The sequence below is a fragment of the Arcicella sp. GW821-FHT09D11 genome (genome assembly GCF_059416265.1).
This window is the reverse complement of record NZ_JBWKOV010000003.1, coordinates 513,775-538,803: the sequence shown is the minus strand read 5'-3', so window position 1 is coordinate 538,803 and position 25,029 is coordinate 513,775. Positions and strand designations below refer to the sequence as shown.

Sequence of the window (25,029 nt, the reverse complement as noted above, 5' to 3'; positions counted from 1 at the left end):
CTTTATCTTACAAACAAGAGGTATCGTTTAACTGCTTGGTGCGTTGCTTTCGCACGGGTTGTTGGTGAAAAATACCAATAACGGCAAAGTTGTCTAATCTTCTTCGAATCTCCTTTAACTTAAAAAGGATTTCTTAAAATATGTTAAATTACACCTAATATCTACTTACTTTAAAGCTTCCTGCAACGCTTTTTTTCTTTTGTCGGTCATAATGATAAATGATTTTGGATGGTACGTCCATTAAAACACCAATATAACAATCATTAATTATGACCAAATACAAATTAATTTATCCACTATTAGTGCTTAGTACAATCGGATTTGTGACTAGCATCTTGTCTTGTAAGACAGCTTCTGAGGAAGAAGTCATTATCACTCCAGTTATAATTGATGGAGACTTTGATACTAAAACTAAGGATACCACTTTTACCAATGCCATAGTAATCAAGTATTCAGGCACTACTGCAACCGTTACAAATCCATTTGAAAGCTCAGGGGTAAAAGTAAGCGTGACGAATGGAAATGTAGTAGTAACTTCTACCAATACAACTACAGAAGTAAACTATGTACTCTCAGGCTCAACTACCGAGGGTAGTTTGAAACTTTACAGTGATTATAAGTTTAATCTTATCATGAATGGCGTTAGTATTATTCATTCGAGCGGACCTGCTATTAATATTCAGTCGGGCAAGAAAGTATCTGTTAATTTATTGAGCGGAACCAATAACCGTTTGGTAGATGGCACTGCTTATGCTACTAGTACAGAAGACCAGAAAGGAGCTTTCTTTAGTGAAGGACAATTGAATTTTGCAGGTACGGGTGCTTTAACAGTAATTGCAAATTATAAACACGGTATTTGTAGCGACGATTATATCGCTATTAAGGAGGGGACAATCACGATTACACAAGCCGTTTCAGATGGCATACATGCCAATGATTATTTCAAAATGGAAGGTGGAACATTATCAATAACATCATCTGGAGATGGAATTGATTGTGAAGAAGGCTATGTGGCATTGTCAGGAGGAAATATTACTGTAACGAGTGTTGACGATGGAATTACAGCATCTTATGATGGAACAGATACAAGTATAACGCCTTATGTATCTATCACGGGCGGAACGATTAATGTAACAACTACAGGAGAGAAAGGCAATGCGATAAAAAGTGAAGGATACACCATTGTAAACAATAGTAGTGCTATTACCCTCAAAGTATCAGGCAGAGCTTCAAAGGGCTTTAAGACTACAGGAAATTTAACGCTTACTAATGCTAATGCCAGTATCACTACCTCAGGAAATGCCTTTTATGATACTAGCGATTCAGATATAGCTTCGGCAGCAGGAATTAATTGCGACGGCAATTTTGTCATGCAACAAGGAACTGTTACGATTAATAGTACGGGTACGGCAGGAAAAGGAATCACTGTTGATGGTACTTCGACGATTAATGGTGGTACAATCAATATCACTACTACGGGAGCCGCATTTACTAGTAATAACCAAGATAGTGAGGCAAAAGGCATTAAAAGTGATGGTGCTTTGGTCGTAAATGATGGCACGATTACTATCTCGGCAGCGGATGATGGTATCAAGTCGGATGCTTCGATAACTTTTAACAAAGGAAATATTTCTATCACAAAATCAACGGAAGGAATTGAAGCGCCTAAGATTACGGTAAACAACGGTACTATCAATGTATTATCATCCGACGATTGTTTTAATTCAACTAATGGGAACGGTGGAGAATCTAATGATGGTAGCTTGATGACATTTACAGGTGGTTTGGTAATGGTAAGTTCAACAGGAGGAGACCCACTTGATAGTAATGGAAGTATCATCATGACAGGAGGAACTGTAGTGGCTCAAGGTCCACCATCGCAACCAGAAGTAGCGATAGACTATAATGGAACGTTCAATATTTCTGGCGGTTTACTGATTGCATCAGGGCCAAGTGCTAGTAGGATGGCTCAGGCTACCAGCACTACCTCAGCACAAAATGCAGTATTTGTTAAGTTAAATAGTGTACAAGCTTCTGGTACTTTGTTTACCGTTCAAGATGCCTCTGGCAATAATTTGGTGACTTACGCACCTGCTCGTGCAGCAGGATATTTTGTGTTTTCATCGCCTAGTCTTGCTACGAATGCTACGTATAAAGTACTTACAGGCGGTTCTTATAGCAATGGCACAAATACAGGAGGCTATTATTCAGGTGGTAGCTACAGTGGTGGTACACAAAAAGGAACATTTACAGTTTCTAGCAAATTAACTACGGTAACTTATTAGTGAATATACCTTTAAAAGGAAAATCCACTTTTACTTAGTTCAGTTCATCAAGTAAAAGTGGATTTCTTTTTAAAGGCATCTATAAATTATAAAACGCTTTCAAGCGGTGAAAACTCTAAGCCCCAAGCATCTGATACGCCTTTATAAACGATTTTACCAGCTACTACATTCAACCCTTTTTTCAATTCTTCATTATCAGCACAAGCTTTCTTCCAACCTTTATTGGCTAATTGAATAGCATAAGGTAAAGTAGCATTGGTTAATGCCAATGTTGAAGTATAAGGCACTGCACCCGGCATATTAGCAACGCAATAATGTACTACGCCATCGATTTCAAAAGTAGGATTTTCGTGCGTAGTAGGTTCACAAGTTTCAATACAACCACCTTGGTCAACGGCTACGTCAACTAACACTGTACCTTGACGCATTTCTTTCAACATTTCACGAGTAATCAAATGAGGTGCTTTAGCCCCTGGAATCAACACCGCACCTATAATCAAGTCGGATAATTTGATAGCTTCACGAATGTTGTATTCGTTAGACATCACAGTATCTACATTAGCAGGCATTACATCTTCTAAATAACGTAAACGAGGCAAACTAATGTCCATAATCGTAACGTTTGCACCTAAACCTGCTGCCATTTTTGCAGCCTGTGTTCCTACGATTCCACCGCCTAACACTAGTACGTTGGCTGGCTTAACACCTGCAACACCGCCTAATAGAATACCTCTTCCACCCATAGGTTTTTCTAAGTATTTTGCCCCCTCTTGAATTGCCATTCTACCTGCTACTTCCGACATCGGTACTAATAGAGGTAAAGAACGATCTGTTTTTTCTACCGTTTCATAAGCCAAACAAATTGCTTTGCGTTCAATCATCGCATGAGTCAACGGTTCTGAAGAAGCAAAATGAAAATAAGTAAATAACAATTGATTTTCTTTAATCAAAGGATATTCAGAAGCGATTGGCTCTTTTACTTTGCAAATCATCTCTGCAATAGCATATACTTCTTCGATGGTGCCCAAAATGCTAGCACCAGCTTTTACATATTCTTCATCCGAAAAGCCACTGCCTGTACCAGCTTGGGTTTGTATATAAACAGTATGTCCGTTTTTCTTAAATTCTGCTACGCCCGCAGGAGTTAATGCTACACGGTTTTCGTTATTTTTAATTTCTTTAGGGACACCGATAATCATGGCTTGTTGGGGTTTAATACCTGCTTTCCTGTTATTGAAAAATTTTATTCAATAACAGAGCCACAGATAGTGTTTGTAAATGAAGATGTACAAAGTTAGTAAAACAGGAAATAGTTTTAAATTTTAGAAATAAATAAGGAAAACGTATGTATATTTATACTATTAAAGGGAAAAATTCCTGTATTATGTGAATATTACTATTCTGTAAAGTAAATTTTTCTTTATGACCTTAGATGCGACAGATTTGCGGATTCTTCAATTATTACAGGAGAATGCCCAATTAACAATCAAAGAAATCTCTAAGCAGATTAATCTTTCTATGACTCCCACGCACGACCGTATCAAAAGATTGGAACAGGAAGAGATTATCGAGAAATATGTGACTATTCTGAATAAGAAAAAATTGGGTAATCCACTCGTGGTGTATTGTAGCATTACGTTAGATAAGCAACAGAAAAATCATTTTGAAGAATTTGAAGAAGCTATCAAAGAGTTCCCTCAGGTAATAGAATGTAGTGTGGTATCTGGAAGTTATGATTATTTAGTAAAAATCATCGCACGGGATATGGAGGCTTATAATGAATTTTATCAAAAGAAGTTATCAGCCCTTCAAAGTGTAGCGCATATTAGTAGCTCGTTTGTCATGTCGGAAGTGAAGAATACAACTGTTTTACCAATTTGATTGATGAAAAAGCAAAAAAGGTATTTTGAACATGAATCAAATGTTCAAAATACCTTTTTTGCTCATTGACACTATTTTACAAAAGTGCTGCACCAAAAACCCCAGCACTATCACCCAATATTGGTTTTACAATAGGAGTTGATATTTTTTTATTATTAAAAATATACTTTTTGATTCTTTCATAGCCTTCCGTATAAAGCAAATCTATATTTCCAACGCCACCGCCAATAATAATTAAATCAGGATCAAGTACGTTGATTAAAGTAGAAATTCCTTTGCCATAAAACTCCAGAAGTCTATCAATCGTAGCTGTCGCATAAGCATCACTATCAGCTAAATAACGTCCCAATATTTCTTTCAATCCCAAGGCTGTTCCACTAATTTTTTGATAATATTTTTCAAGGGCAGGGCCTGCAATTACTTTTTCCACACAGCCAGCTTTTCCGCAATAGCATGGCTCGCCACCTTCTTCAATAACGTTATGTCCCCACTCACCGCCAATGCCATGATGCCCTGCAATTACTTTACCGTGTACGACCAATCCTCCTCCGACACCCGTTCCCATGATTACCCCAAAAACTAATTCAGCAGTTGGATATTTTTTGCCAGCGCCCATCAATGCTTCAGCCAAAGCAAAGCAATTAGCATCATTTGCTAGTTTTACGGGTACTCCCAAAGCTTTTTCTAAATCTTCATGCATAGGCTGTCCGTTCATACAGACAGTATTACTATTTTTCATCGTAAGCGTGGCGGGGTCTAATACCCCTGGTGTTGCAAAGCCAATCTGAATCGGTTGTTCGCCTATTTCATCTACTACTAATGATACCAACTTAACAATCTGACTGATAATATGTTCATACCCTTTATCGGCCTCAGTAGGGATACGCTTTCTACATATTACAGCTAAGTCATTTTCCTTATCTAATACGGCACATTCAATTTTTGTACCCCCTAAATCAATACCCCAAAGGTGTGTAGGATTTGTAATTGATGGTTTCAAATTTTTGGATTTATTTAATTTACAGTTTACTAATTTTAACCACTGCAAATTAACTATTTATTCTTACTTTTGGAAGGAAATCATCTTTTGCACTTATTTACCCTGAGAACTGAACAATCTTCCCCAAATGAGTATTTTTTTACTCATAATTTAAATTTTTTATTGATTTTTTGAGGAATTAAAATGAATTCCGACTTATTATTCGTGGTATAAGTTTTTTTAAGTTGTAAGAAAGAAAATCTTGTTCAACATTAAACATTTATAACTATGATACGCTGGTCAATCACATTCCTCGTTGTTGCTTTAGTTGCTGCCATTTTTGGTTTTGGTGGTATTGCATCTAGTGCAGCTTATTTTGCTAAAATATTATTTTTTATAGCATTAATACTCGCTGTTTTCAGTTTTCTAAGAGGCGATAGAAACATTTAATTTTAAAGATTACATTTTCAATTATCAGACTATTTTAATCAAATATCTAAACTTAGATTAGAATAAAAGGCTAAAATCATGAGACTTCAAATAAGTTGCCAACTTGATTACGAAGCTTACTCGTCTACCCCATTAATCCTGATGCTCAGGCCAAGAAGTGGCGCTGGGCAATGGATTATTAAGGAAGAGTATATTCTTGAACCAAGTGTACCTATTACTGAATACACCGACATCTATGGAAATTTATGTCAGCGTTTATTAACCCCAGTGGGAAAGTTTACCGTTTTAACTTCATCAATTGTGCAAACGGCTGATGAAATTGATGTGGCTCCTGGTGCTGACTTTGTATTAATTGAAGACTTACCTCCTGAAGAACTTATTTATTTATTACCAAGTAGATACTGCGAGTCTGACCAGTTAGGAAATCTAGCTTTTCAAATTGTTGGAAATGCCTATCCTGGTTATGACCAAGTAGAGGCAATCCGTAAGTGGATTCACCAAAATATATTTTACCAATATGGCTTTAGTAATGCTTCTACTTCTGCTAAGGATACTGCTGCCGCCAAAGTGGGCGTTTGTAGAGATTTCTCTCATTTAGGAATTGCCTTATGTCGAAGTTTAAGTATTCCTGCCAGAATGGTAGTAGGTTATTTACATGAGTTAAATCCGATGGATTTACATGCATGGTTTGAGGCCTTTATTGGTGGAAGATGGTATACTTTTGATGCCACACAAGATACACCAAAAGGTAATAGAGTAGTATTGGCCTATGGTCGAGATGCTGCAGATGTAGCATTAGCAACTCAGTTCGGAAGTATTTATTTATCAGATATGCGTGTTTCGGTGTCGATAGCAGAAGAAGTATCTTCTATTCTTTAGAAGATTATCTTCTGTTATCATCATCGCTCATCATGCTTAAATAACTGTTGTATCGGCTTTCGGCTATTGTTCCCTCAGCTACAGCTTCTAATACCGCACATTTTGGTTCGTTGATATGCTTGCAATTATGATATTTGCATTGACCCAACAATGCTCGCATCTCTGGAAAGAAATGTGATAGCTCTTGTTTTTCAATATCGATTAATCCCAATTCTTTGATGCCTGGTGTATCAATGATAAAAGTGTTTTCCTCTAATTCAAACATGGTTGCAAAAGTAGTGGTGTGCACACCCTTATTAGCAAACGTTGAAATTTCTGTTGTTTTTAAATCTAAGGTAGGGGCAATCTGATTTACTAATGTAGATTTGCCAACGCCTGAATGCCCTGAAACTAACGAAATTTTGTCTTTTAGGATATCATTAAATGCCTTAATACCAATGTTGCCGACTGCCGATGTGAATACGCAGGGATAACCTATTTCTTCGTACATCGCCGCTAAATCGGCTAAGTAATCTTTTTCTTCTTCTGAAAGTAAATCTATTTTATTAAAAACAATCGTCGTAGGAATTCTAAAGGATTCTGCCGAAACCAAAAAACGGTCAATAAATCCTAAGGATGTTCTTGGGTAGTTTAAGGTAACGATAATAACAGCCTGATCAAGATTGGCGGCTAAAATATGTCCGTGGGCAGTTTTATGAACAGATTTACGGATAATATAATTTTCACGGGCATCTATCTTAAAGATGGTTGCCATGTTTTCTGTTTTATCTTCAATCTCAAATTCTACTCTATCTCCAACTGCAATCGGGTTAGAGGTTTTTAACCCTTGAATCTTAAATTTGCCCTTTAAACGACACTGCCATACGTGCTTGTTTTCATCGAGCACCTCATACCATGAGCCTGTTGATCGTAATACTAATCCTTTCATTCGTGTATCAGAATATTGACAATTCCTTGGTAAATGTTATTATTTTGTCTGTCCCCCCCAAATTCTCTTTCACATACTTTTCAATAATTGTTGATTTCTCTTTTCTCAAATCAACATCAAAATATAATGGCTCAAAACTATTTTTAAATTGAGCGGTATCGGCAATGACAAATGCACCGCCAATACTGATTAAATCCATAGCTTCTTGAAATTTCTGATAGTTATTATTACCAAAAAAGATAGGTAAGCCAAAAGTGGCAGCTTCTAGTGTATTATGCAATCCTTTACGATAGGCGCCTCCAACCCAAGCAAAATCTGCATATTGATACAAAGAAGAAAGCATGCCGATATTATCAATAAAAAGTGTATTTGTTGTTGCTATCTCAGTATCCGTCAGCTGTTGAATCTCTGAAAATTTGATAGAGGTCTTTTTCAACACTTTCTGCCAAGTTGTAATTTCCTCGTCATGAATTTCGTGTGGAGCAATGATTACTTTTAAATCATGCTCAAACTCATTCAACATAGGTGCTATTACTTCAAAATCTTGTTGCCAACACGAACCTACAATTAGTAAAGGTTTTTTATCCTTAAATTTTTCGACTACTTCAATTTCTTTTTTTGCATCCGCAATTTGTTTTACCCTATCGAAACGAGTATCTCCACCAATGCTAATTTGTTGAATATTAATACTTTTTAGTAATTCGAAAGATTTTTTATTCTGTACAAATATATGGGTAAAATAAGAAAGGATGTTTCGATAGAAGCCTCCGTAGCTTTTGAAAAATACTTGGTTTGCTCTGAAAATAGTCGAAAATGAAATGACAGGAATTTCTTTTTCAGAAAGTATTCTCAGGTAATTATACCAAAATTCGTATTTCACAAAAAAGGCAACTGAAGGCTGAAACATTTCGATAAACTCGCGTGCATTCTTTGCAGTATCGATAGGTAAATAACAAATAAAGTCTACTCCAGTATAATTTTTACGAATCTCGTAACCAGAAGGTGAAAAAAAAGTAAGTAGGATAAGATGTGACGGAAAGTTTTCTTTATACTTTTCTATGACTGGTCTGGCTTGTTCAAATTCACCCAACGAAGCACTATGAAACCATGCAAGAGGTGCTGATGAAGTACTTCTTTTTATCCAAAACTGATTTGAATAAACTTGATTTTTAAAGTCTTTTCTGCCTTGAATCCAAAGTTTGGCTTTCGTGTTAAAAGGACTCACTAACCAGACAAAAAACTGGTAAGTATAAATTGAAATATGATAAAGTAGCTTTGACAAATGAAATTTGAATTAATTTTGAATCAAAATTACAGCTAATTAGTTTCATATTAAAACAACGTACTACCATTTACATCATCAGAATAAGCGAAAAGACGCTAAATAATTAAAATGAACTGGAATCAATTAACAGATTTATCTCAATTAGAGGTTATAAAAGAGGAATCGAAACAACAACCAATCTTGATTTTGAAACATAGTACAACGTGTTCAATTTCATCAACTGCTTTAAATCGCTTGGAAAGAAATTGGAAACAAGAAAGCGTAGGAGAATTAAAGCCTTATTATTTAGATTTATTAAAGTATCGCCCGATTTCTAGTGCTATTGCTTCAACTTTTGGAGTAGAGCATCAATCTCCGCAGGTATTAATCATTCAAAATGGTGAGTGTATCTATAATGCCTCACACTTTGATATTTCATTTGCCGAACTAGCAGAAACGGTAGGGTAGGGGTTTTGAGTTGTGAGTGATGAGTTTTGAGTTAGTTATTTTTTAGTTGTGAGTTGGTAAATTAGTGAGTTAGTGAATTGTGATTGAGTGATTTTTATATGGTATAATAAATACTTAAAAAAGCACAATTATTAACTCGCAATTCACTAACTCACAACAACTTACTCATGGCATGACTTTTAGTAATCTGTCTATTATCAAGATAATTCCATAGTCATGCCATGAGTAAAGATTCACAACTCATCACTCACAACTCAAAACTCTAGTTGTTCCATTCAAAACTTACAACTTGTTCTAAGTCTGGGTGGAGGCTTAGTGAAACTGGGCATTTATGTGCCGTGTTTTCTAGTTTTTGAATTTGTTCTGCTGTCAGGACAATATTTGTCTTCATTTTTAAGTTAATTTCCAAACGAGCTACTTTTCTTGGAGGTGTTTGAGACATGATTTTTGAGACCTCTACGCTTGAGCCCGACAATTCAATTTCATCACGTTGAGCAACAATTGCCATTGTCGTTAGCATACAAGTACCCGTAGCTGTAGCCAATAAATCTGTAGGAGAAAAGGCCTCTCCTTTACCCATATTGTCTGTAGGTGCATCAGTAAGTAATTGTGTACCAGATTGCAAATGTGTTGATTCTGTGCGAAGTTCGCCTAAATAAGTAGTTTTTACAGTTGGCATTATGTTGTTGTTATGTGTTAAAAATTTGATGATTTTTGTCCTAAATTTAAACAAATAGCATCATATTACGTATTTTTATTGTAATTATATACTTTAAACCGAAAGTGATTCCTAATTGGTAAGCACTCAATCGGAATAGTTGTGTCAATATCAATATTCATTGTATGGTTATTTCATTCATATAAAATTTTTGATTAAAGCATTGTGAAAAAACTACTAAATACATTCTTATTCTTCATTTTTGCTTTGTTATCGTTTTATTCGATAGAAGCTCAGCGTAGAAATTCATCTCCTACTACTGCTACTAAGCCTGCGGCTAGCAGGACTACACAACAACCTCGTGAAGTAGTGGATGAAGAAAATTATCATTCTATTTTGTCATTTGGATTAACTACTAATACTAATTCTGGTTTACTAGGAGGGTTGATGGCTCGTAAAGAAATTTTGATTGAAAACAACTCTTTGCACCGTCAATTTCATTATTTCAACCTTGAAATCGTGAATGTAAATCATCCTAGAGAAAATACCCTCAGCTTATTAGGAAACGGAGGAAGTTATGTAGAAGAAAAACAAAACTATCTTTTTGCTATTCGTCCACAGTATGGTCGCGAAATAAATTTATTCCATAAATCATCTGACGGAGGCGTAAATGTAAATGGTATTATAGCGGGTGGTCCAACTATTGGGGTTGTAAAACCTTATTATGTACAGGTTTTTTATGGTAGAGGAGTTATCAGAGACGAAGCTTATGACCCAAGCAAGCATACTATCAATAATATTTATGGAAGCGGAGGTTTTTTTGAAGGCATTGGGCAGTCGACGATAGTACCCGGAGTGAATTTAAAAGCGGCCTTGAATTTTGAATTAGATGCTTTTCGCCAGTCGAATATTAGCTTAGAGATTGGTTTTTTAGCAGAAGCGTATACTAAAAAAGTAAATATTTTGGCTAAAGGAGATAATAAAAGTGTGTTTACTTCGGGCTATTTAACCATCTTCTTTGGTGGAAAAAAATAGTTAATGCAATGATTTTAGAAAAGATAAGCGTGTTATAAAGGCTTATTATTGATAAATAATACCCGTTATTAAAAAATAGCGTCAGGAAAATGTAAACCAATTTCATTTTCCTGACGTTTTTATTTTATTAGCATTTAACTTTGTAGTGTAATAGCGTTTTGTACAAGGAATAGACAGAAAATGATAGAACTTCCAGTAATAGCTCCGAAAGCGGAGACTGCCTCAAAGCATTCTAAAAAACCAAGTTGGTTAAGAGTAAAACTGCCGATTGGTCAGGAATATGCAAGGGTACGTAATATTGTAGATGAATATAAATTACATACCATTTGTCAGTCAGGAAATTGCCCAAATATGGGTGAATGTTGGGGTGCAGGTACGGCAACCTTTATGATTTTAGGAAATGTGTGTACTCGTTCTTGTACATTTTGTGCAGTAGCGACGGGTCGCCCGAATGAATATGACGCAGATGAACCACGCAGAGTAGCTGAAGCCATTAAATTAATGGGTGTAAAGCATGCTGTAATTACTTCGGTAAACCGCGACGAACTAAAAGACCGTGGAGCTGAGGTGTGGTATCAGACAGTAGTACAAGTAAAGGAGGCGTCGCCAACTACAACGATTGAAACTTTGATACCTGATACAAAAGGTAACTGGGATGCGCTTTACAGGATGATTGAAGGAGGGCAAGAGGTAGTATCGCATAATATGGAGACGATAGAACGTCTTTACAGAAATGTGCGTCCACAAGCTAAATATGCACGTTCTTTAGAACAAACCAAACGTACCAAAGAATTTGGAAAAAGAACCAAATCAGGTATTATGTTGGGCTTGGGCGAAACCCAGGAAGAAGTATTTAAAGCAATGGACGATTTAGTAGAAAATGGTTTGGATGTATTGACATTAGGACAATACCTTCAACCTACTAAAATGCACCATGAAGTAATAGAATGGGTACATCCAGACACTTTTGCGATGTATAAAGAAGAGGGGTTGAGCCGTGGGTTGAAATATGTAGAATCTGGAGCGCTAGTTCGTTCTAGTTATCATGCTGAGAAGCATATTTAAGAACATAATTTATTATATTATTAACGAAGCCTCAGTTTTTCTGGGGCTTTGGTGTTTCTGGGCTTGTCGTTTTATAGGCTGGAAGCCTAATGATAGTCGTCACTCGTTAGAAACGAGCGACTGCTTTAGAGAATAGGACAAATTAGTGTGTTTTACGATAAGTCTCTGAAAATATTTAGTAAATTCGTTTAATAAATGGATGGAATTATTTACTTGATATACAGTTTTTTATAAAAGTATTTTGTCAAGCTATGATTACCAAAATTTATTATCGGTTAGTTAAACATTATCTAAAATTTAACCTAAGTGTCTACCATGTCAAAGAATGTAAATATCACTCCTAGTGGAATAAAAAAAGTACTTAAAAATTATGACTCAAAACTCGCTATTGCTGAATTTATCTGGAATGGTTTTGATGCAAAAGCAGATACTGTTCACTTGAATTTTAAAATTAACGAACTTGGTACCGTTGAAACAATTGAGGTAGCAGATAATGGTTACGGTATTAATTTTGAACAATTAAGCACTAAATTCGATTTGTTTTATTCCTCAGAAAAAGCCATAGAGGTTAATTCAAGAGACGAGAAACATATTTCTACCATCCACGGGAAAAATGGCGTGGGAAGATTAACCTTTTTTACTTTTGCTCAAATCGCTCAGTGGCACACAACTTTCCAGAAAAACAGGTTATTATTAGACGGAAATATTACCATCAACACAGAGAACATCAATAATTATAATGCTTCTGAGGTAACGAAAAGCCAAAAGGATAAAACAGGTACAAATGTTATTTTCTACAATATTACTATTAGTAAAGAAGAATTAGAAGGAGAGATTATTCCTTTTCTAAAAAGTGAATTTTGTTGGTTTTTAGCGTTGAATAAACCTAAAGGCTTTTCAATTATCATTAATGGTACTCCTTTAGACTATCAATCATTTATAGAGGATTCGGAGAGCTTTACGCTTACTTATGAAGAAAGCAATACAAGTTTTTATTGTAAATACTATCAATGGAATAATAAACCGCATAAGGAACTATCAAAATTTTATTATCTCAATGCAAAGCACGAAGAAGTGTATAAAGATTATACTACGCTAAATAATAAAGGTGACGAGTTTTATCATAGTGTATATATTACAAGTAGCTTTTTCAATGATTTTGATTTTCAATCCAAAGAAAACAATCAGCAAACAAACCTTTTTAGTAAAGTAAAATATTTGTCTGAATATAAATTTCTTGATAATAGTTTAAATGAATTTCTTCGTAAAAAAAGAAAGAATATTCTTCATAAAACATCAACTAAACTCATTGAAAAATATGAACAAGACGAAATTTTTCCAACATACGAAAACGATTTTGATAAGTCTCTGCTTGAAGAAACATTGATAAATCTTTATGAAGTACAACCAAAATTATTTATTTCGCTTAATGTTGAGCAGAAGAAATTTTTTGTACGGCTTTTAAATTTATTATTAGCCTCAGAAGAGCGTGAACATATTTTAGAAACGTTAGAAGGAATTATTGAAATGGATTCAGAAGAAAAAGAAAGCCTTTTTCAGTTATTCCAAAAATCAAGCTATACGTCGTAGCGGCAATTCCTTACGGTTGTCGTTTTACCACAAGACGGTAACCGCAAGGATTACCGCTACTTTTTTCAAGGTTCTTTTTTAGGTTGGAAGCCTAATGATAGTCGTCACTCGTTGGAAACGAGCGACGACGTGATGCCATCACTAGCGAGTGACTTAAGTCACTCGCTAGTGATTTTTGGTATATTTGCTTAACGAATGATTGCTTCGATTTACTTTAAATGCTTATTTAAGAAAGTTATAATTTCTTTCCTAAGATACTCTGCATCAAACATTTCACCATAATGTGGTGCGTCTTTTACGATAAATACCTGATTCTCTATACCTGAAAGCTTTAACCAAGAACTTAGTAAAACAGATTGTGAATAAGGAACAGATTGATCTTTTTCTCCGTGAATGATTAAGAATGGAGGGTCATTTTTATCTACGTACGTCACTGGACTAGCCCATTTGGCTAAATCTGGTCTTTGCAAAGGCGTGTCTCCTAATAAAATACTTTCAGATGTTTTAACTGCACCTGCTGGTTCAAGGTTTTTGGGAATAGCCAGAAAGTCTGAAGGGCCATAAAAATCCACGACGCCCTTAATCTTGAAAGACATCTTATTGTCTTTGCCATAAAAATCCTTCACTTTATTATTATTTGATAAAGCTAGGAGGGAAGCCAAATGTCCACCCGCCGAAAACCCGACTAACACAATCCGATTTTTATCTAAGGAATACTTTTCAGCATTTTGGTACAGAAATTCAATCGCCTGATTACAGTCTTGTATTTGTGCAGGAAATATTGCCTGAGTGCTATAACGATAATCGATAGATGCCAAAGCATAACCATTTTCTACAATAGTACGAATGGTATTTTTCATATAACTCATGTCTGCATACTTGTCATTCAGCATCCATGCACCACCATGTATCCAAACCACTAGCGGCGTATTAGGCTTGGCATTAGCAGGCAAATAGATGTCTAGAAGATGATGTTTGGAAGTATCTTTGGCATAGGGTACATTTCCATAAAGTGTAGTATTGGCAGGAAAATAGTTTTGGACTCTATTGGTAGTTTGTCCAATAGCTTGATTTGTAAAGTATAATAATATAAATAAAAAGAGTGGATAATATTGATTTTTCATGTTATTAGGGAGGATAATATTAGCGTGTAACCTTCAAAGGCTTTGGATAACTAGCAAGTAAAATATTACATTAAAGCTAATATAATTAGAAGAAGTATTTATCCTTTTTAGTCTGCTTTATGTTGAGTATGAGTAAGTGATATAAAATTAAATGATAAATAAGGCAAGTAATTCAGGAAAACGTGCATCTTTGGTGTTATAAAAACACCCTATAAGAAAAAACCTAAAACAGCAAATAAATGTCTAATATCAAATTAATCATCGAAGAACGACCAAGTAATATTGGGAATTTTATGGTGGGTCGGTTATTACCTTTCAGAGAAAAAAGAATGGTAGGTCCATTTTGTTTTATAGACCACATGGGGCCTGCACAACTAAGCGACCATGAAAATTTAGATGTTGGGCCACATCCACATATTGGACTTTCAACGTTAACTTACCTTTTTGAAGGAAGCGTAATGCATAAAGACAGTCTGGGAACAGAAATGGAGATAAAACCCAATCAGGTAAACTGGATGACGGCTGGTAATGGCATTGTGCATTCTGAAAGAACTCCCGAATATTTGCGCCATTCAGATAAAACGTTGCATGGTTTACAAATTTGGGTAGCATTACCGAAAGAGCTAGAACAAATGCAACCAAGTTTTGCACACGTAACAGAAGAAGAGATTCCTACATGGGAAACAGATGGTATTGCCTTTAAATTAATAGCAGGCGAGGCATTTGGCAAAAAATCGGCTGTACCCGTTTATAGTCCTTTGTATTTTATAGAAATCAAAAATACAAGCCCTCAGACTGTAAATATCGGGAATGATTTATTTGGAGAAAGTGCCTTGTATATTTTAGAAGGAAGCATCAGTAGCGAGGGACATACCTATGAGCCAAAGCATATTTTGATAGCGAATGATAGCAAGCTATGTAGCTTTGAAATGGCAGAAAACACAACAGTGTATATTTTTGGAGGAGAACCTTTTCCAGAAGAAAGATTCATTTATTGGAACTTTGTAGCCTCGACGAAAGAACTAATTGAAGATGCCAAGACTAGATGGATAGAGCAATCTTTCCCGAAAGTACCAGGCGAAACAACATTTGTACCACTTCCACAACCTTATAGAAAATAATGGAAATAGTAAACGCACACATAGGCAAAGAACTGTATAAAACTACTATTCAGACAGCCACAAATACCATTATCTCGGATGAACCAGAAGAGGTTGGTGGAAAAAATTTAGGCTTTAGTCCTAAAGAACTATTGGCTGCAGCGCTATCAGCTTGTACTTCGGCTACTTTAAGAATGTATGCAGATAGAAAAGGTTGGGATTTAGCAGAGGTGAAGGTAGAAGTACAGCTTGAAAGAGATGTGAAGGAAAACAAATCTTTTATCACGAGAAAAGTCGAACTTTTGGGTAATTTAGATGACGAGCAACGAGCAAAATTGTTGGTGGTAGCCAATAGTTGTCCTCTTCATAAAATATTGACAAACCCCATAGAAATTACTACTGAATTGGTTTGAATGAAGGAAAAGTAAGAAGTCATTATAATAATATTTCAAAGAAATCAGTCTTTAGTATGAAAGAATACCAATCTTCATGCTAAAGACTGATTTTTATTTTATGCTGACCCCAGGTTAAAAACTAGTTACGAAAATTTAGTTTTACCTAGATTATCCATATATTTATATGGATTTGATGAGTCAAATAAAACCCAAAACCGTCACTACCTTTAATTAAAATCAACAAATGAAAAAACAAATACTAACGCTTGTAGGATTATGCCTTTTAAGTACAGCCTCTTTAGCTCAAAAAACACTTATCCATTGTGGAACACTTATCGATGGTGTTCAAAATGAAGCCCAAAGCCAAGTAACCATTGTTGTAGAAGGCAAAAAAATAACGGCTATTCAAAAAGGTTTTACAGCTCCATCTGGAACAGATAAGGTAGTGAATCTGAAAACTCAAACCGTAATGCCGGGACTTACTGATATGCACGTGCATTTAGAAAATGAAACTAGCAAAGGCGGAGAATTGAAAAGGTATCAACAAAACCAAGCTGATGTAGCCTTTGATGCTGCCAAATATGCCAAAACTACTTTGATGGCTGGCTTTACTACCGTTAGAGACTTAGGTGGCTCTGGCGTAAATATTGCGCTACGCAATGCTATTAATAAAGGTACAACCATTGGTCCAAGAGTATTTACTTCTGGCAAAACTATTGCTACTACTGGTGGACACGGTGACCCTTCCAATGCTTTGGCAGATAAATTAAGCCTAGACCCCCAATATTTAAGTGGAGTGGTCAATGGTGCAGACGAATGTCGTCAGGCTGTTCGTCAACGTTATAAAGAAGGTTCAGATTGTATTAAAATTACCGCAACAGGGGGAGTATTGAGTTTAGCAAAAAGTGGTAAAGCACCACAATTTACAGAAGATGAAATTAGAGCCATTGTAGAGACCGCAAAAGACTATGGTTTCCATGTAGCTGCCCATGCTCATGGTGCAGAAGGGATTAAAAGAGCCATCAGAGGAGGCGTAACCACTATTGAACATGGTACATATATGGACGATGAAGCCATAGAATTGATGAAAAAATATGGTACTTACTTTGTACCTACTATTATTGCAGGTAAAACCGTGGCCGATTCAGCAAAAATCCCTGGCTATTATCATCCCTTGGTAGTTCCCAAAGCGTTAGAAATTGGTCCACTGATTCAAGCTACTTTTGCCAAAGCATATAAAGCAGGGGTGAAAATTGCCTTTGGTACTGACTCAGGTGTTTCTATCCACGGGTACAATGCTTATGAATTTCAATATATGGTAGAGGCTGGTATGCCTGCTATGGAGGCTATCAAGGCTGCTACGATGACTCCTGCTATCATTATGGGAACTCAGAAAGAAGCAGGTTCTATTGAAACAGGTAAGATTGCGGACATCATTGCTACTGATGGCAACCCTTTGCAAGACATTAAAGTAATGCGAAAAGTATCGTTTGTGATGAAAGATGGTATAGTGTATAAAACGCTGTAAGTATAAACAAGGATTGAATAATTGACTAAAATGATTAATTTACGAGCCAAATAAAACAATACTATTATTTCAATTCACAAACATGAAAAACATTTTTATAATCATTACGTTGGTATGCGCTTCGTTATCAACAATTGCCCAGAAGCCGAATACGTTGACTTCTCAAGAAAAAAAACAAGGATGGAAACTTCTTTTTGACGGTAAAACGTTGAACGGTTGGAGAAATTTCAATAAGAAAGACCTTGGACCAGCTTGGAAAATTTCGGATAATGCCATTATGTTAGACAATAGCCAAATGGATGGTTGGAATGCTGAAGGTGGTGGAGAGTTGACTACTGATGGTATTTATGAAAATTTTATCTTGGCTTGCGACTGGAAAATCTCTGAAGGAGGAAACTCAGGCATTATTTTCAATGCACAAGAAGACGATGCTACTAAACATCCTTACTCGTGGTATACTGGCCCTGAATTTCAGGTATTGGATAATGACGGACATGCTGATGGTAAAATCGACAAACACAGAGCAGGTAATTTATATGATTTAATCAAATATGAGCCTGAAAATGTAAAGCCAGTAGGTGAGTGGAACAAAGTAATGATTGAACAAAAGAACGGTCATGTAAAATTATATGTGAATGGCAGAATGGTCATTGAATATACCATTGGTAGCGAGGAATATAAAAAATTAGTTGCTGTGAGTAAATTCAAAGGAATGGAAAACTGGGGGACTTATACGAAAGGTCATATTGTATTCCAAGACCACGGTAATAAAGTTTGGTTCAGAAACATCAAAATAAAAGAATTATAGTTTAATAATCTTGATAGTATAAAGCAAAAACTGTAAGTACATGAAAGCATGTCACTTACAGTTTTTTGCTTTATAACACTTTTATTTTCTGTATATTGCACCCTTATATATTAATGATATCACGTTTTCTAAACAATTATATAATGTTAAAATCAATGACTGGTTTTGGCAAATCGGTGATAGAAGCTCCGCATCTGACCGTCACTGCCGAAATAAAAACCTTGAACTCTAAGTTTACAGATATTTATTGTAGAATTCCTAAAAGTCTATCTTTCAGAGAAATAGAAATTAGAAACCTGCTGACACAGAATTTAGAAAGAGGTAAAATCGAACTAAACCTAAGTACAAACTATACAAACGTTGCTAGCTCAGGAACAAGTATCAACCGCCCTTTAGTGGATGCTTACATGAAGGATTTGCAGGATACGGGTAGTGGGTATGGTGTAGAGAATACGACAGAGTTGTTCAAAATAGCCCTTTCTTTGCCTAATGCTTATAATACTGAAACTGTTTCGGAAGAACAAGCAGAGGAGGAATGGAAGATAATTTTGTCGGCTGTAAATCAGGCAATTAGTGAATGTACTAAATTCCGTTTGCGTGAAGGCGATATCGTTACGAATAAATTCATTGAATACATTGATAAAATAGGAGAGTTACTAAAAGAGGTAGAAGTGCAAGATAAACTTCGTATTCCTGCTGTTCGTGAAAGATTGAGAAGGTCTGTAACAGATTTATTAGAAGCAGATGATTTTGATAAAAATCGCTTTGAACAAGAGCTGATTTATTACATAGAAAAATACGATATTTCAGAAGAAAAAGTACGTTTAGGAACACACTTAGTATATTTCAAAGAAGTATTAAAAGAAGGAAACGGCAAAAAATTAAACTTCCTTTGCCAAGAAATTGGTCGTGAAATCAATACAATCGGTTCTAAAGCAAACGATGTGGTGATTCAAAGAATGGTCATCAATATGAAAGATGAATTAGAAAAAATCAAAGAGCAGACTTCTAATGTTCTGTAATAATTAACTTACTCTTAGGGTGTGACTTAAGTCACACCCTAAGAGTAAAGCTACTTCATACTGACCAAAGTAACGCCCGCGCCTCCTCTATCAGCGTGTTCGTCTTGTGTACTCGCTACTTGTTTATACCCTCTGAGATGTTGACGAATTAAATTTCTTAAAATACCATCTCCCTTGCCATGCACAATCCTTAGTTCGTTATAGCCTACCATGATGGCATCGTTCATGAATTTATCTACTTCTACCAATGCTTCTTCGCCACGTTTGCCTCGTAAATCAAGATTGAATGAGAAATTCATCAACTTATCATTCATATCCACGCCAACAATTTTGGTAACTGATGTTGTCCTTTGTTTGAATTCTTTCCGAGATATTTTCTCTAAACGATTTATCTTCACCGTAGTTTTCAAATCACCAATCGCAATTTCAGCATCTTTTCCACGTAAACTCAATACTTCACCTAAAGCTTCCTGTCCTTTAATTCTCACTAAAGAACCTACTGAAATTTCGCCCAAAATCACTTCAATCTCCTCACGTTCTTCTTTCTCTTTTTCTTCTTTTGGACTTGGCTTTTTAGCTGCTACTTTTTCAAGGACTAAACTTTCCTGAAAATCGACTAAATCTTGTCTGATTTCTTTTGTAGCTAATTTTTCAGCGCCTTGTTCACGGATTTCCTTAATAGTCGCTTCAATCTTCTGGTTGGTATTCTTGATTAACTCCTTCGCTTGAACCTTCGCTGTATTTAGAATCGTTTTCTTTTCTGTATCCAGATACGTTTTCAAAGAGTTATACTGTTCTAGCAATTGATCGAGCTTGCGTTGTTTCTGTGCATTCTCTACATTCTTATCAGCAAAAACTTTCTTTTCAATTTCTAGTTCTTTAATCAACTTCTCGAAACTAACCTGTTGATTACCAATTTTTTGCTTCGATTTATCAATAATTGCTTTTGGTAAACCAATTTTATAGGCAATCTCAATGGCAAAAGAACTTCCAGGTTTTCCTATTTCTAGCTCATACAAAGGCTCAAGGTGTTCGGCATCGTAGCGCATCGCACCATTTACCAAACCTTTGGTACGGTCGGCAAAAGTTTTTAGATTAGTATAGTGTGTATTGATGGCTCCGTACGCGCCTGAACGATTCAAATCTTCTAGGATACTCTCTGCAATGGCTCCACCCAAAGTTGGTTCTGTTCCTGTCCCAAATTCATCAATCAAAAACAATGTTTTTCTATCTGAATTAATCAGGAAATATTTCATATTGGTAAGGTGTGACGAATATGTACTCAAATCATTTTCAAGACTTTGCTCATCTCCAATATCAATAAAAACACTTCTGAAAATACCGATGGTTGAGTGTTCAGCCATTGGCACTAACAACCCACATTGATACATATATTGCACCAACCCAAGGGTTTTTAATGTAACTGATTTACCACCTGCGTTAGGGCCTGATATTAATAAAATCCTTTGGTCTGAGTCTAACGTAATGCTAAGAGGCTGTACTTTTTTCCCTTGTTTTTTGAACGAAAGAAAGAGGAGGGGATGTACCGCATTTTTCCAATCGACAATTTGGCTATTCAAACTCAATGGAGCTATCCCGTTAATTTCAATGGCTAATCGTGCTTTGGCACGGATAAAATCAATGATACCTAAAAATGTATAAGCTTTGCGTAATACCGACACATGCGGACGTACTCGTGTCGTTAATTCCATCAGAATTCTGATGATTTCACGTCTTTCCGCCGATTCTAATTCTCTGATTTCATTGTTGGCTTCCAATACTTCGGTTGGTTCCATAAATACTGTTTTACCAGTATCAGATTCATCATGAACAAAGCCTTTTATTTTGCGTTTATGTTCGGCTGCGATTGGAATAACCATTCTACCTCCACGTAAAGTCAAAGAAAAGTCATCCGAAATCCAGCCATTTGAACGTGCCATTTTCAGGATACTTTCTAACTTTTTACGTAATTCTATTTCCTGACTTTGGATTCTGCGACGAATAGCCTGTAATTCTGGACTGGCGTTATCTTTCAACTTACCACGATCGTCGATTACCTTATCTAATGAATCCAGAATTTGACGAAGGTTTAAGTCGGCTGAGAAAGCCGTACCAACTAATTCTCTTAATTGCGGATAAGCGTCAGGCTCTTTGTTATCAAAAAAACGCAAGCACTCTTGAATCGTTCTTAAAGAAAGTTTTAAATCAAAAAACTCTTCTTCAGTCAAGAATGCTCCTTCAATAGCAGCTTTAGAAAGTTGATGGTTGACATCAAGATAATTTTGAGCAGGGAAAGCCTGTGGCTCAAACTGCAAAATATCTTTCATTTCGGCTACTTGCCGAATCATCTTTTGAATTAAATCGTAATTATCGGCAAAACGAATTTTATTGACGAAGGCTCTTCCCAGAGAACTCACACACAATTCATTGAGGTGTTCTCGGATGCGGTCAAAGCCTAATTTTTGCTCTATATTTTGTGGGTATAACATGTCATATTGATTGCGGAATTTAGAGTACGGATTGTAGCGCTAACAATTTAGTCGTCACATTGTTATTCGATTGATACTGTAGATTCAGCAGGATTACTAAATTTTTAAATAAATATTTACTCTTTTATAAAACCCATGAACACAACACAAAGTTCGAAGGTTTAAATACATGGATAACTGACTATTTAGCCGTGAAAGTAAAGGTTCCGTCTGGATTGGGTAGCAATTCTTCAACTTTTAAGATAGCATCTTTGTTTAGCCTTCCGTATAAATGCGGAAAAGTATCGGCATTACGAACAGTTTCAAATCGAAGTTCAGCACTCAATTTGTCCATATCAAGATGAAGTAATAATAGCTGGGCTTTACCTACAAAATAATTGTTTAGCGTACCTTGTACTTGTCCTGAAGTAGAAAGATGAATAAATTTTTCTACTGAAAGTGTTTCTGATTCATAATAATCTAAATCCGAAAACTCAGCCCACCATTCTGGACTCACGATGTGATAAAGTGTTGGTTTCATTGCTTAAATTTACTACATTGTTGTGAGCTAATTGGTAAAAAAATAAAATTATGTATGATATCATCATCGTTGGCGGAGGCTTGGCTGGTTTGGTCAACAGTATTTTGCTTTCAAAAGCTGACAAAAAAGTACTATTGATTGAGAAGAAACACTATCCTTTCCACCGTGTTTGTGGTGAATATATTTCTAATGAAACACGTCCGTTTTTACAGCAGTTAGGACTTGATTTTAGTCAGTTAGATACCAAAGAAATTACAAGATTTCAATTTACCTCGCCCTCAGGGAAAGTTTTAGAAACAACCCTTGATTTAGGAGGATTTGGCATTAGTCGCTATACTTTTGATGAAGCTTTATATTACTTAGCTCAACAAAATAATGTTCATTGTTTATTAAATAAAAATGTCGAAAATATTGATTTTCAGAATGACCAATTTACGGTAAGTACCTCCAATCAAACTTTTGAATCCCGTTATGTTATTGGGTCATTTGGAAAAAGAACAAAACTAGATGCTACTTTAAACCGTAGTTTTTTTAGCAAAAGAAGCCCGTATATTGGGGTGAAATATCACATCAAAACTGATTTTCCACAAGATTTAATAGCCCTTCATAATTTTAAAGATGGTTATTGTGGCATCTCTGCCATCGAAGGAGATAAATATTGTCTATGTTATCTTACTACCAGAGAAAACCTAAAAAAGCATGGTGCTATTCCTGAAATGGAGAAAAATATTCTTTGGAAAAACCCGCACCTTAGAAAGATATTTACAGAATCAGTTTTCCTATACGACAAGCCAGAAGTAATCAACGAAATTTCTTTTACGCCAAAAACAACCATCGAAAATCATATTTTAATGGTAGGTGATTCGGCAGGACTGATTACACCTTTATGTGGAAATGGAATGGCTATGGCTATCCACGGGGCTAAAATTTTATCCGAACACATCTTACAACATTTCGACGACAGGACATTGTTAGAACAAAATTACCAAAAAGCATGGAAAAAAACTTTTGCTCAAAGACTTTGGGTAGGACGAACAGTCCAACAATTATTTGGTAACGAAGTGCTTTCTGAAATAGCCTTATTAAGTTTGAAAAACTTCAAGTTTGCCCTAAAAGCCATTATCAAAGCCACTCACGGAGAGGTGTTTTAATCCAGAAATGTCATTCAAAAAATGCCTATTTCCTAAACACAATAGATTTAACAGGTTCGATACGGGTAATGACAAAAGTTGGAATAATTAATACGAACAATACCAAAGAAACAGTAGCTAAATTAAGTAAAAGAATCACGGGCCAATTCATCATTATCGGAACGGTGTTCATGTAATAATTCACAGGGTCTAGCGGAATAATTTTGTAGTGTTTTTGCAATAAACAAATGCCAATGCCTAACAAATTGCCATAAACAAGGCCTCTAAATATCATAGAAAAGCCACTCCACAAAAATATTTTCCTGATTTGCCAATTACTTCCTCCCAATGCTTTTAATACGCCAATCATTGGTGTACGCTCTAGCATCAATACCAACAGAATTGAAATCATATTAAAGGAAGCTACAAACAAAATTAAGCTTAGGAAAATAACCATGTTTCTATCCAACATACCTAGCCAGTCGAACAAACCCATATAAGTAGCTGTTACTTTCTCTAATTTCATATCTGGCTGTATTTTACGCTGAATTTTCTTGGCAACAGCATCTATTTGCGTAAAGTCGCTGATATAAATTTCATAACTACCCACAGAATCCACTCCCCAATTATTCATTTTTTGAATAAGCCTGATGTCGCCAATGATTAAATTCTTGTCAAACTCCTCCATTTGGGTTTCATAAATACCTTTCACCACTAATTTTCTAGGGCGGTCGGGGGCATTCAAAAAATATATAATTACATCATTACCAACCGCTAAACTCAATTTATCGGCAATAACTTTACTGACAAGAATTTCCTTTGAATATCCACTTGTATCAAAGCTAATCTGTTTGCCTTGAATGATATTCGGTTCAAACCTTTTGAAATCAAAATCACGATTGATGCCTTTCAAAACCACGCCTAAAATATCCTGACGAGTCTTTAGAATGCCAGCCTTTAAAGCTGAGGTCTGGAAATGACTAATTTCCTTAATACTTTTATGGTTTCTGAATAAATCACTTTGTTGCGTAATAGGATTTTCTTCATACGATTCATTAGCGGAAAACTTAGAAATTTTGATGTGTGGTGTAAGGCTAAATAATTTTTGATGGATGGCATCTTTGAAGCCAAATAACACTGCAAAAGCAATAATCATTACAGACAAACCAATTGCTATACTTCCCACACCGATTTTAGTAACCGTACCCGAAAAAGAGGTAGTTTTAGTATTTTGAATGCGCTGAGAAATGAAATAAGGGAAATTCATGCAGTATTTTGTAATTTTGTTTCTTGACTACAAATTAAGTAGTTTTTACTGGTAAATTGATTAATGAGTCTATTTTCGTGCGATGGAATTTGGTAAAGACCTTGCTTTTATGTCGAAGCTGTTTAAATTTTCCCTTTTGGGTTAAACTAAGTCTTTTAGAATAG

At 35.6% G+C, this 25,029-nt stretch carries 23 protein-coding genes; 14 read left to right on the top strand and 9 right to left on the bottom strand.

Annotated elements, in window-relative coordinates:
* Positions 1–269 precede the first annotated feature (269 nt).
* Positions 270–2,285: a carbohydrate-binding domain-containing protein gene (locus AC07N0_RS12480; RefSeq protein WP_494589418.1), complete on the top strand. Its 2,016-nt coding sequence runs from the start codon at positions 270–272 to the stop codon at positions 2,283–2,285.
* A gap of 86 nt (positions 2,286–2,371) precedes the next feature.
* Here the strand turns inward: AC07N0_RS12480 and ald are convergent, their stop codons facing one another.
* Entirely contained in the window at positions 2,372–3,484 is a 1,113-nt protein-coding gene (gene ald / locus AC07N0_RS12475; RefSeq protein WP_494589417.1) for an alanine dehydrogenase, read from the bottom strand.
* 223 nt (positions 3,485–3,707) lie between these two features.
* Here ald and AC07N0_RS12470 point away from each other — a divergent pair, with 223 nt between their 5' ends.
* A complete protein-coding gene (locus tag AC07N0_RS12470; RefSeq protein ID WP_309920610.1) occupies positions 3,708–4,166 on the top strand; it encodes an Lrp/AsnC family transcriptional regulator in 459 nt (152 codons plus the stop codon).
* Between the two features lie 76 nt (positions 4,167–4,242).
* On the opposite strand, the gene AC07N0_RS12465 is transcribed toward AC07N0_RS12470, so the two are convergent.
* Positions 4,243–5,166 (bottom strand): ROK family protein, encoded by a 924-nt coding sequence (locus tag AC07N0_RS12465; protein ID WP_494589416.1) that lies wholly within the window; start codon positions 5,164–5,166, stop codon positions 4,243–4,245.
* Between the two features lie 267 nt (positions 5,167–5,433).
* Between AC07N0_RS12465 and AC07N0_RS12460 the strand changes: the two genes are divergently transcribed.
* On the top strand, positions 5,434–5,595 hold the full coding sequence (locus tag AC07N0_RS12460; RefSeq protein WP_492802911.1) for a DUF1328 domain-containing protein: 162 nt from the start codon (positions 5,434–5,436) through the stop codon (positions 5,593–5,595).
* 78 nt (positions 5,596–5,673) lie between these two features.
* Entirely contained in the window at positions 5,674–6,474 is an 801-nt protein-coding gene (locus tag AC07N0_RS12455) for a transglutaminase domain-containing protein (protein ID WP_492802913.1), read from the top strand.
* Positions 6,475–6,478: 4 nt separating this feature from the next.
* On the opposite strand, the gene rsgA is transcribed toward AC07N0_RS12455, so the two are convergent.
* Together rsgA and AC07N0_RS12445 are read right to left on the bottom strand one after the other, a co-directional pair.
* Positions 6,479–7,402 (bottom strand): ribosome small subunit-dependent GTPase A, encoded by a 924-nt coding sequence (gene rsgA / locus AC07N0_RS12450; RefSeq protein ID WP_492802915.1) that lies wholly within the window; start codon positions 7,400–7,402, stop codon positions 6,479–6,481.
* Between the two features lie 7 nt (positions 7,403–7,409).
* Positions 7,410–8,684 carry a 3-deoxy-D-manno-octulosonic acid transferase gene (locus AC07N0_RS12445; protein WP_494589415.1) on the bottom strand — a complete coding sequence of 425 codons (1,275 nt, stop codon included), beginning with the start codon at positions 8,682–8,684 and terminating at the stop codon, positions 7,410–7,412.
* A 111-nt stretch (positions 8,685–8,795) separates the two neighbouring features.
* Here AC07N0_RS12445 and ytxJ point away from each other — a divergent pair, with 111 nt between their 5' ends.
* Positions 8,796–9,134, top strand: a complete 339-nt coding sequence (ytxJ, locus tag AC07N0_RS12440; RefSeq protein ID WP_494589414.1) for a bacillithiol system redox-active protein YtxJ — start codon at positions 8,796–8,798, stop codon at positions 9,132–9,134.
* Between the two features lie 262 nt (positions 9,135–9,396).
* Here ytxJ and AC07N0_RS12435 read toward each other — a convergent pair whose 3' ends face one another.
* Entirely contained in the window at positions 9,397–9,813 is a 417-nt protein-coding gene (locus AC07N0_RS12435; RefSeq protein ID WP_492802921.1) for an OsmC family protein, read from the bottom strand.
* Positions 9,814–10,017: 204 nt separating this feature from the next.
* On the opposite strand from AC07N0_RS12435, the gene AC07N0_RS12430 reads away from it, so the two are divergent.
* From AC07N0_RS12430 to AC07N0_RS12420, 3 genes are all read left to right on the top strand, one after another.
* Positions 10,018–10,827, top strand: a complete 810-nt coding sequence (locus tag AC07N0_RS12430; protein ID WP_492802923.1) for a hypothetical protein — start codon at positions 10,018–10,020, stop codon at positions 10,825–10,827.
* A 180-nt stretch (positions 10,828–11,007) separates the two neighbouring features.
* Entirely contained in the window at positions 11,008–11,892 is an 885-nt protein-coding gene (lipA, locus tag AC07N0_RS12425) for a lipoyl synthase (protein WP_494589413.1), read from the top strand.
* A gap of 315 nt (positions 11,893–12,207) precedes the next feature.
* A complete protein-coding gene (locus AC07N0_RS12420; protein ID WP_494589412.1) occupies positions 12,208–13,482 on the top strand; it encodes an ATP-binding protein in 1,275 nt (424 codons plus the stop codon).
* A gap of 209 nt (positions 13,483–13,691) precedes the next feature.
* On the opposite strand, the gene AC07N0_RS12415 is transcribed toward AC07N0_RS12420, so the two are convergent.
* Positions 13,692–14,606 (bottom strand): alpha/beta hydrolase fold domain-containing protein, encoded by a 915-nt coding sequence (locus tag AC07N0_RS12415; protein WP_494589411.1) that lies wholly within the window; start codon positions 14,604–14,606, stop codon positions 13,692–13,694.
* 239 nt (positions 14,607–14,845) lie between these two features.
* On the opposite strand from AC07N0_RS12415, the gene AC07N0_RS12410 reads away from it, so the two are divergent.
* The 5 genes from AC07N0_RS12410 (at position 14,846) to AC07N0_RS12390 (ending at position 19,459) form a co-directional block, all read left to right on the top strand.
* Positions 14,846–15,727, top strand: coding sequence for a pirin family protein (locus AC07N0_RS12410; protein WP_494589410.1), 882 nt, complete (start codon positions 14,846–14,848; stop codon positions 15,725–15,727).
* Entirely contained in the window at positions 15,727–16,119 is a 393-nt protein-coding gene (locus tag AC07N0_RS12405) for an OsmC family protein (RefSeq protein ID WP_494589409.1), read from the top strand. The genes AC07N0_RS12410 and AC07N0_RS12405 overlap by 1 nt, the downstream gene beginning before the upstream one ends.
* 226 nt (positions 16,120–16,345) lie before the next feature.
* On the top strand, positions 16,346–17,629 hold the full coding sequence (locus tag AC07N0_RS12400) for a metal-dependent hydrolase family protein (protein ID WP_494589408.1): 1,284 nt from the start codon (positions 16,346–16,348) through the stop codon (positions 17,627–17,629).
* A gap of 82 nt (positions 17,630–17,711) precedes the next feature.
* Complete coding sequence (locus AC07N0_RS12395; protein WP_494589407.1) at positions 17,712–18,437, top strand: 3-keto-disaccharide hydrolase; 726 nt, start codon at positions 17,712–17,714, stop codon at positions 18,435–18,437.
* A gap of 143 nt (positions 18,438–18,580) precedes the next feature.
* On the top strand, positions 18,581–19,459 hold the full coding sequence (locus AC07N0_RS12390; RefSeq protein ID WP_492802935.1) for a YicC/YloC family endoribonuclease: 879 nt from the start codon (positions 18,581–18,583) through the stop codon (positions 19,457–19,459).
* A 50-nt stretch (positions 19,460–19,509) separates the two neighbouring features.
* Here the strand turns inward: AC07N0_RS12390 and AC07N0_RS12385 are convergent, their stop codons facing one another.
* Together AC07N0_RS12385 and AC07N0_RS12380 are read right to left on the bottom strand one after the other, a co-directional pair.
* The gene (locus tag AC07N0_RS12385; RefSeq protein ID WP_494589406.1) at positions 19,510–21,948 is read right to left on the bottom strand and encodes an endonuclease MutS2; all 2,439 of its coding nucleotides are present in this window, start codon (positions 21,946–21,948) and stop codon (positions 19,510–19,512) included.
* Positions 21,949–22,129: 181 nt separating this feature from the next.
* Positions 22,130–22,468, bottom strand: coding sequence for a DUF952 domain-containing protein (locus AC07N0_RS12380; protein ID WP_309920560.1), 339 nt, complete (start codon positions 22,466–22,468; stop codon positions 22,130–22,132).
* A gap of 50 nt (positions 22,469–22,518) precedes the next feature.
* Between AC07N0_RS12380 and AC07N0_RS12375 the strand changes: the two genes are divergently transcribed.
* Entirely contained in the window at positions 22,519–23,619 is a 1,101-nt protein-coding gene (locus tag AC07N0_RS12375; RefSeq protein WP_494589405.1) for an NAD(P)/FAD-dependent oxidoreductase, read from the top strand.
* A 25-nt stretch (positions 23,620–23,644) separates the two neighbouring features.
* Here AC07N0_RS12375 and AC07N0_RS12370 read toward each other — a convergent pair whose 3' ends face one another.
* Complete coding sequence (locus AC07N0_RS12370) at positions 23,645–24,865, bottom strand: ABC transporter permease (RefSeq protein ID WP_492802941.1); 1,221 nt, start codon at positions 24,863–24,865, stop codon at positions 23,645–23,647.
* Positions 24,866–25,029 lie beyond the last annotated feature (164 nt).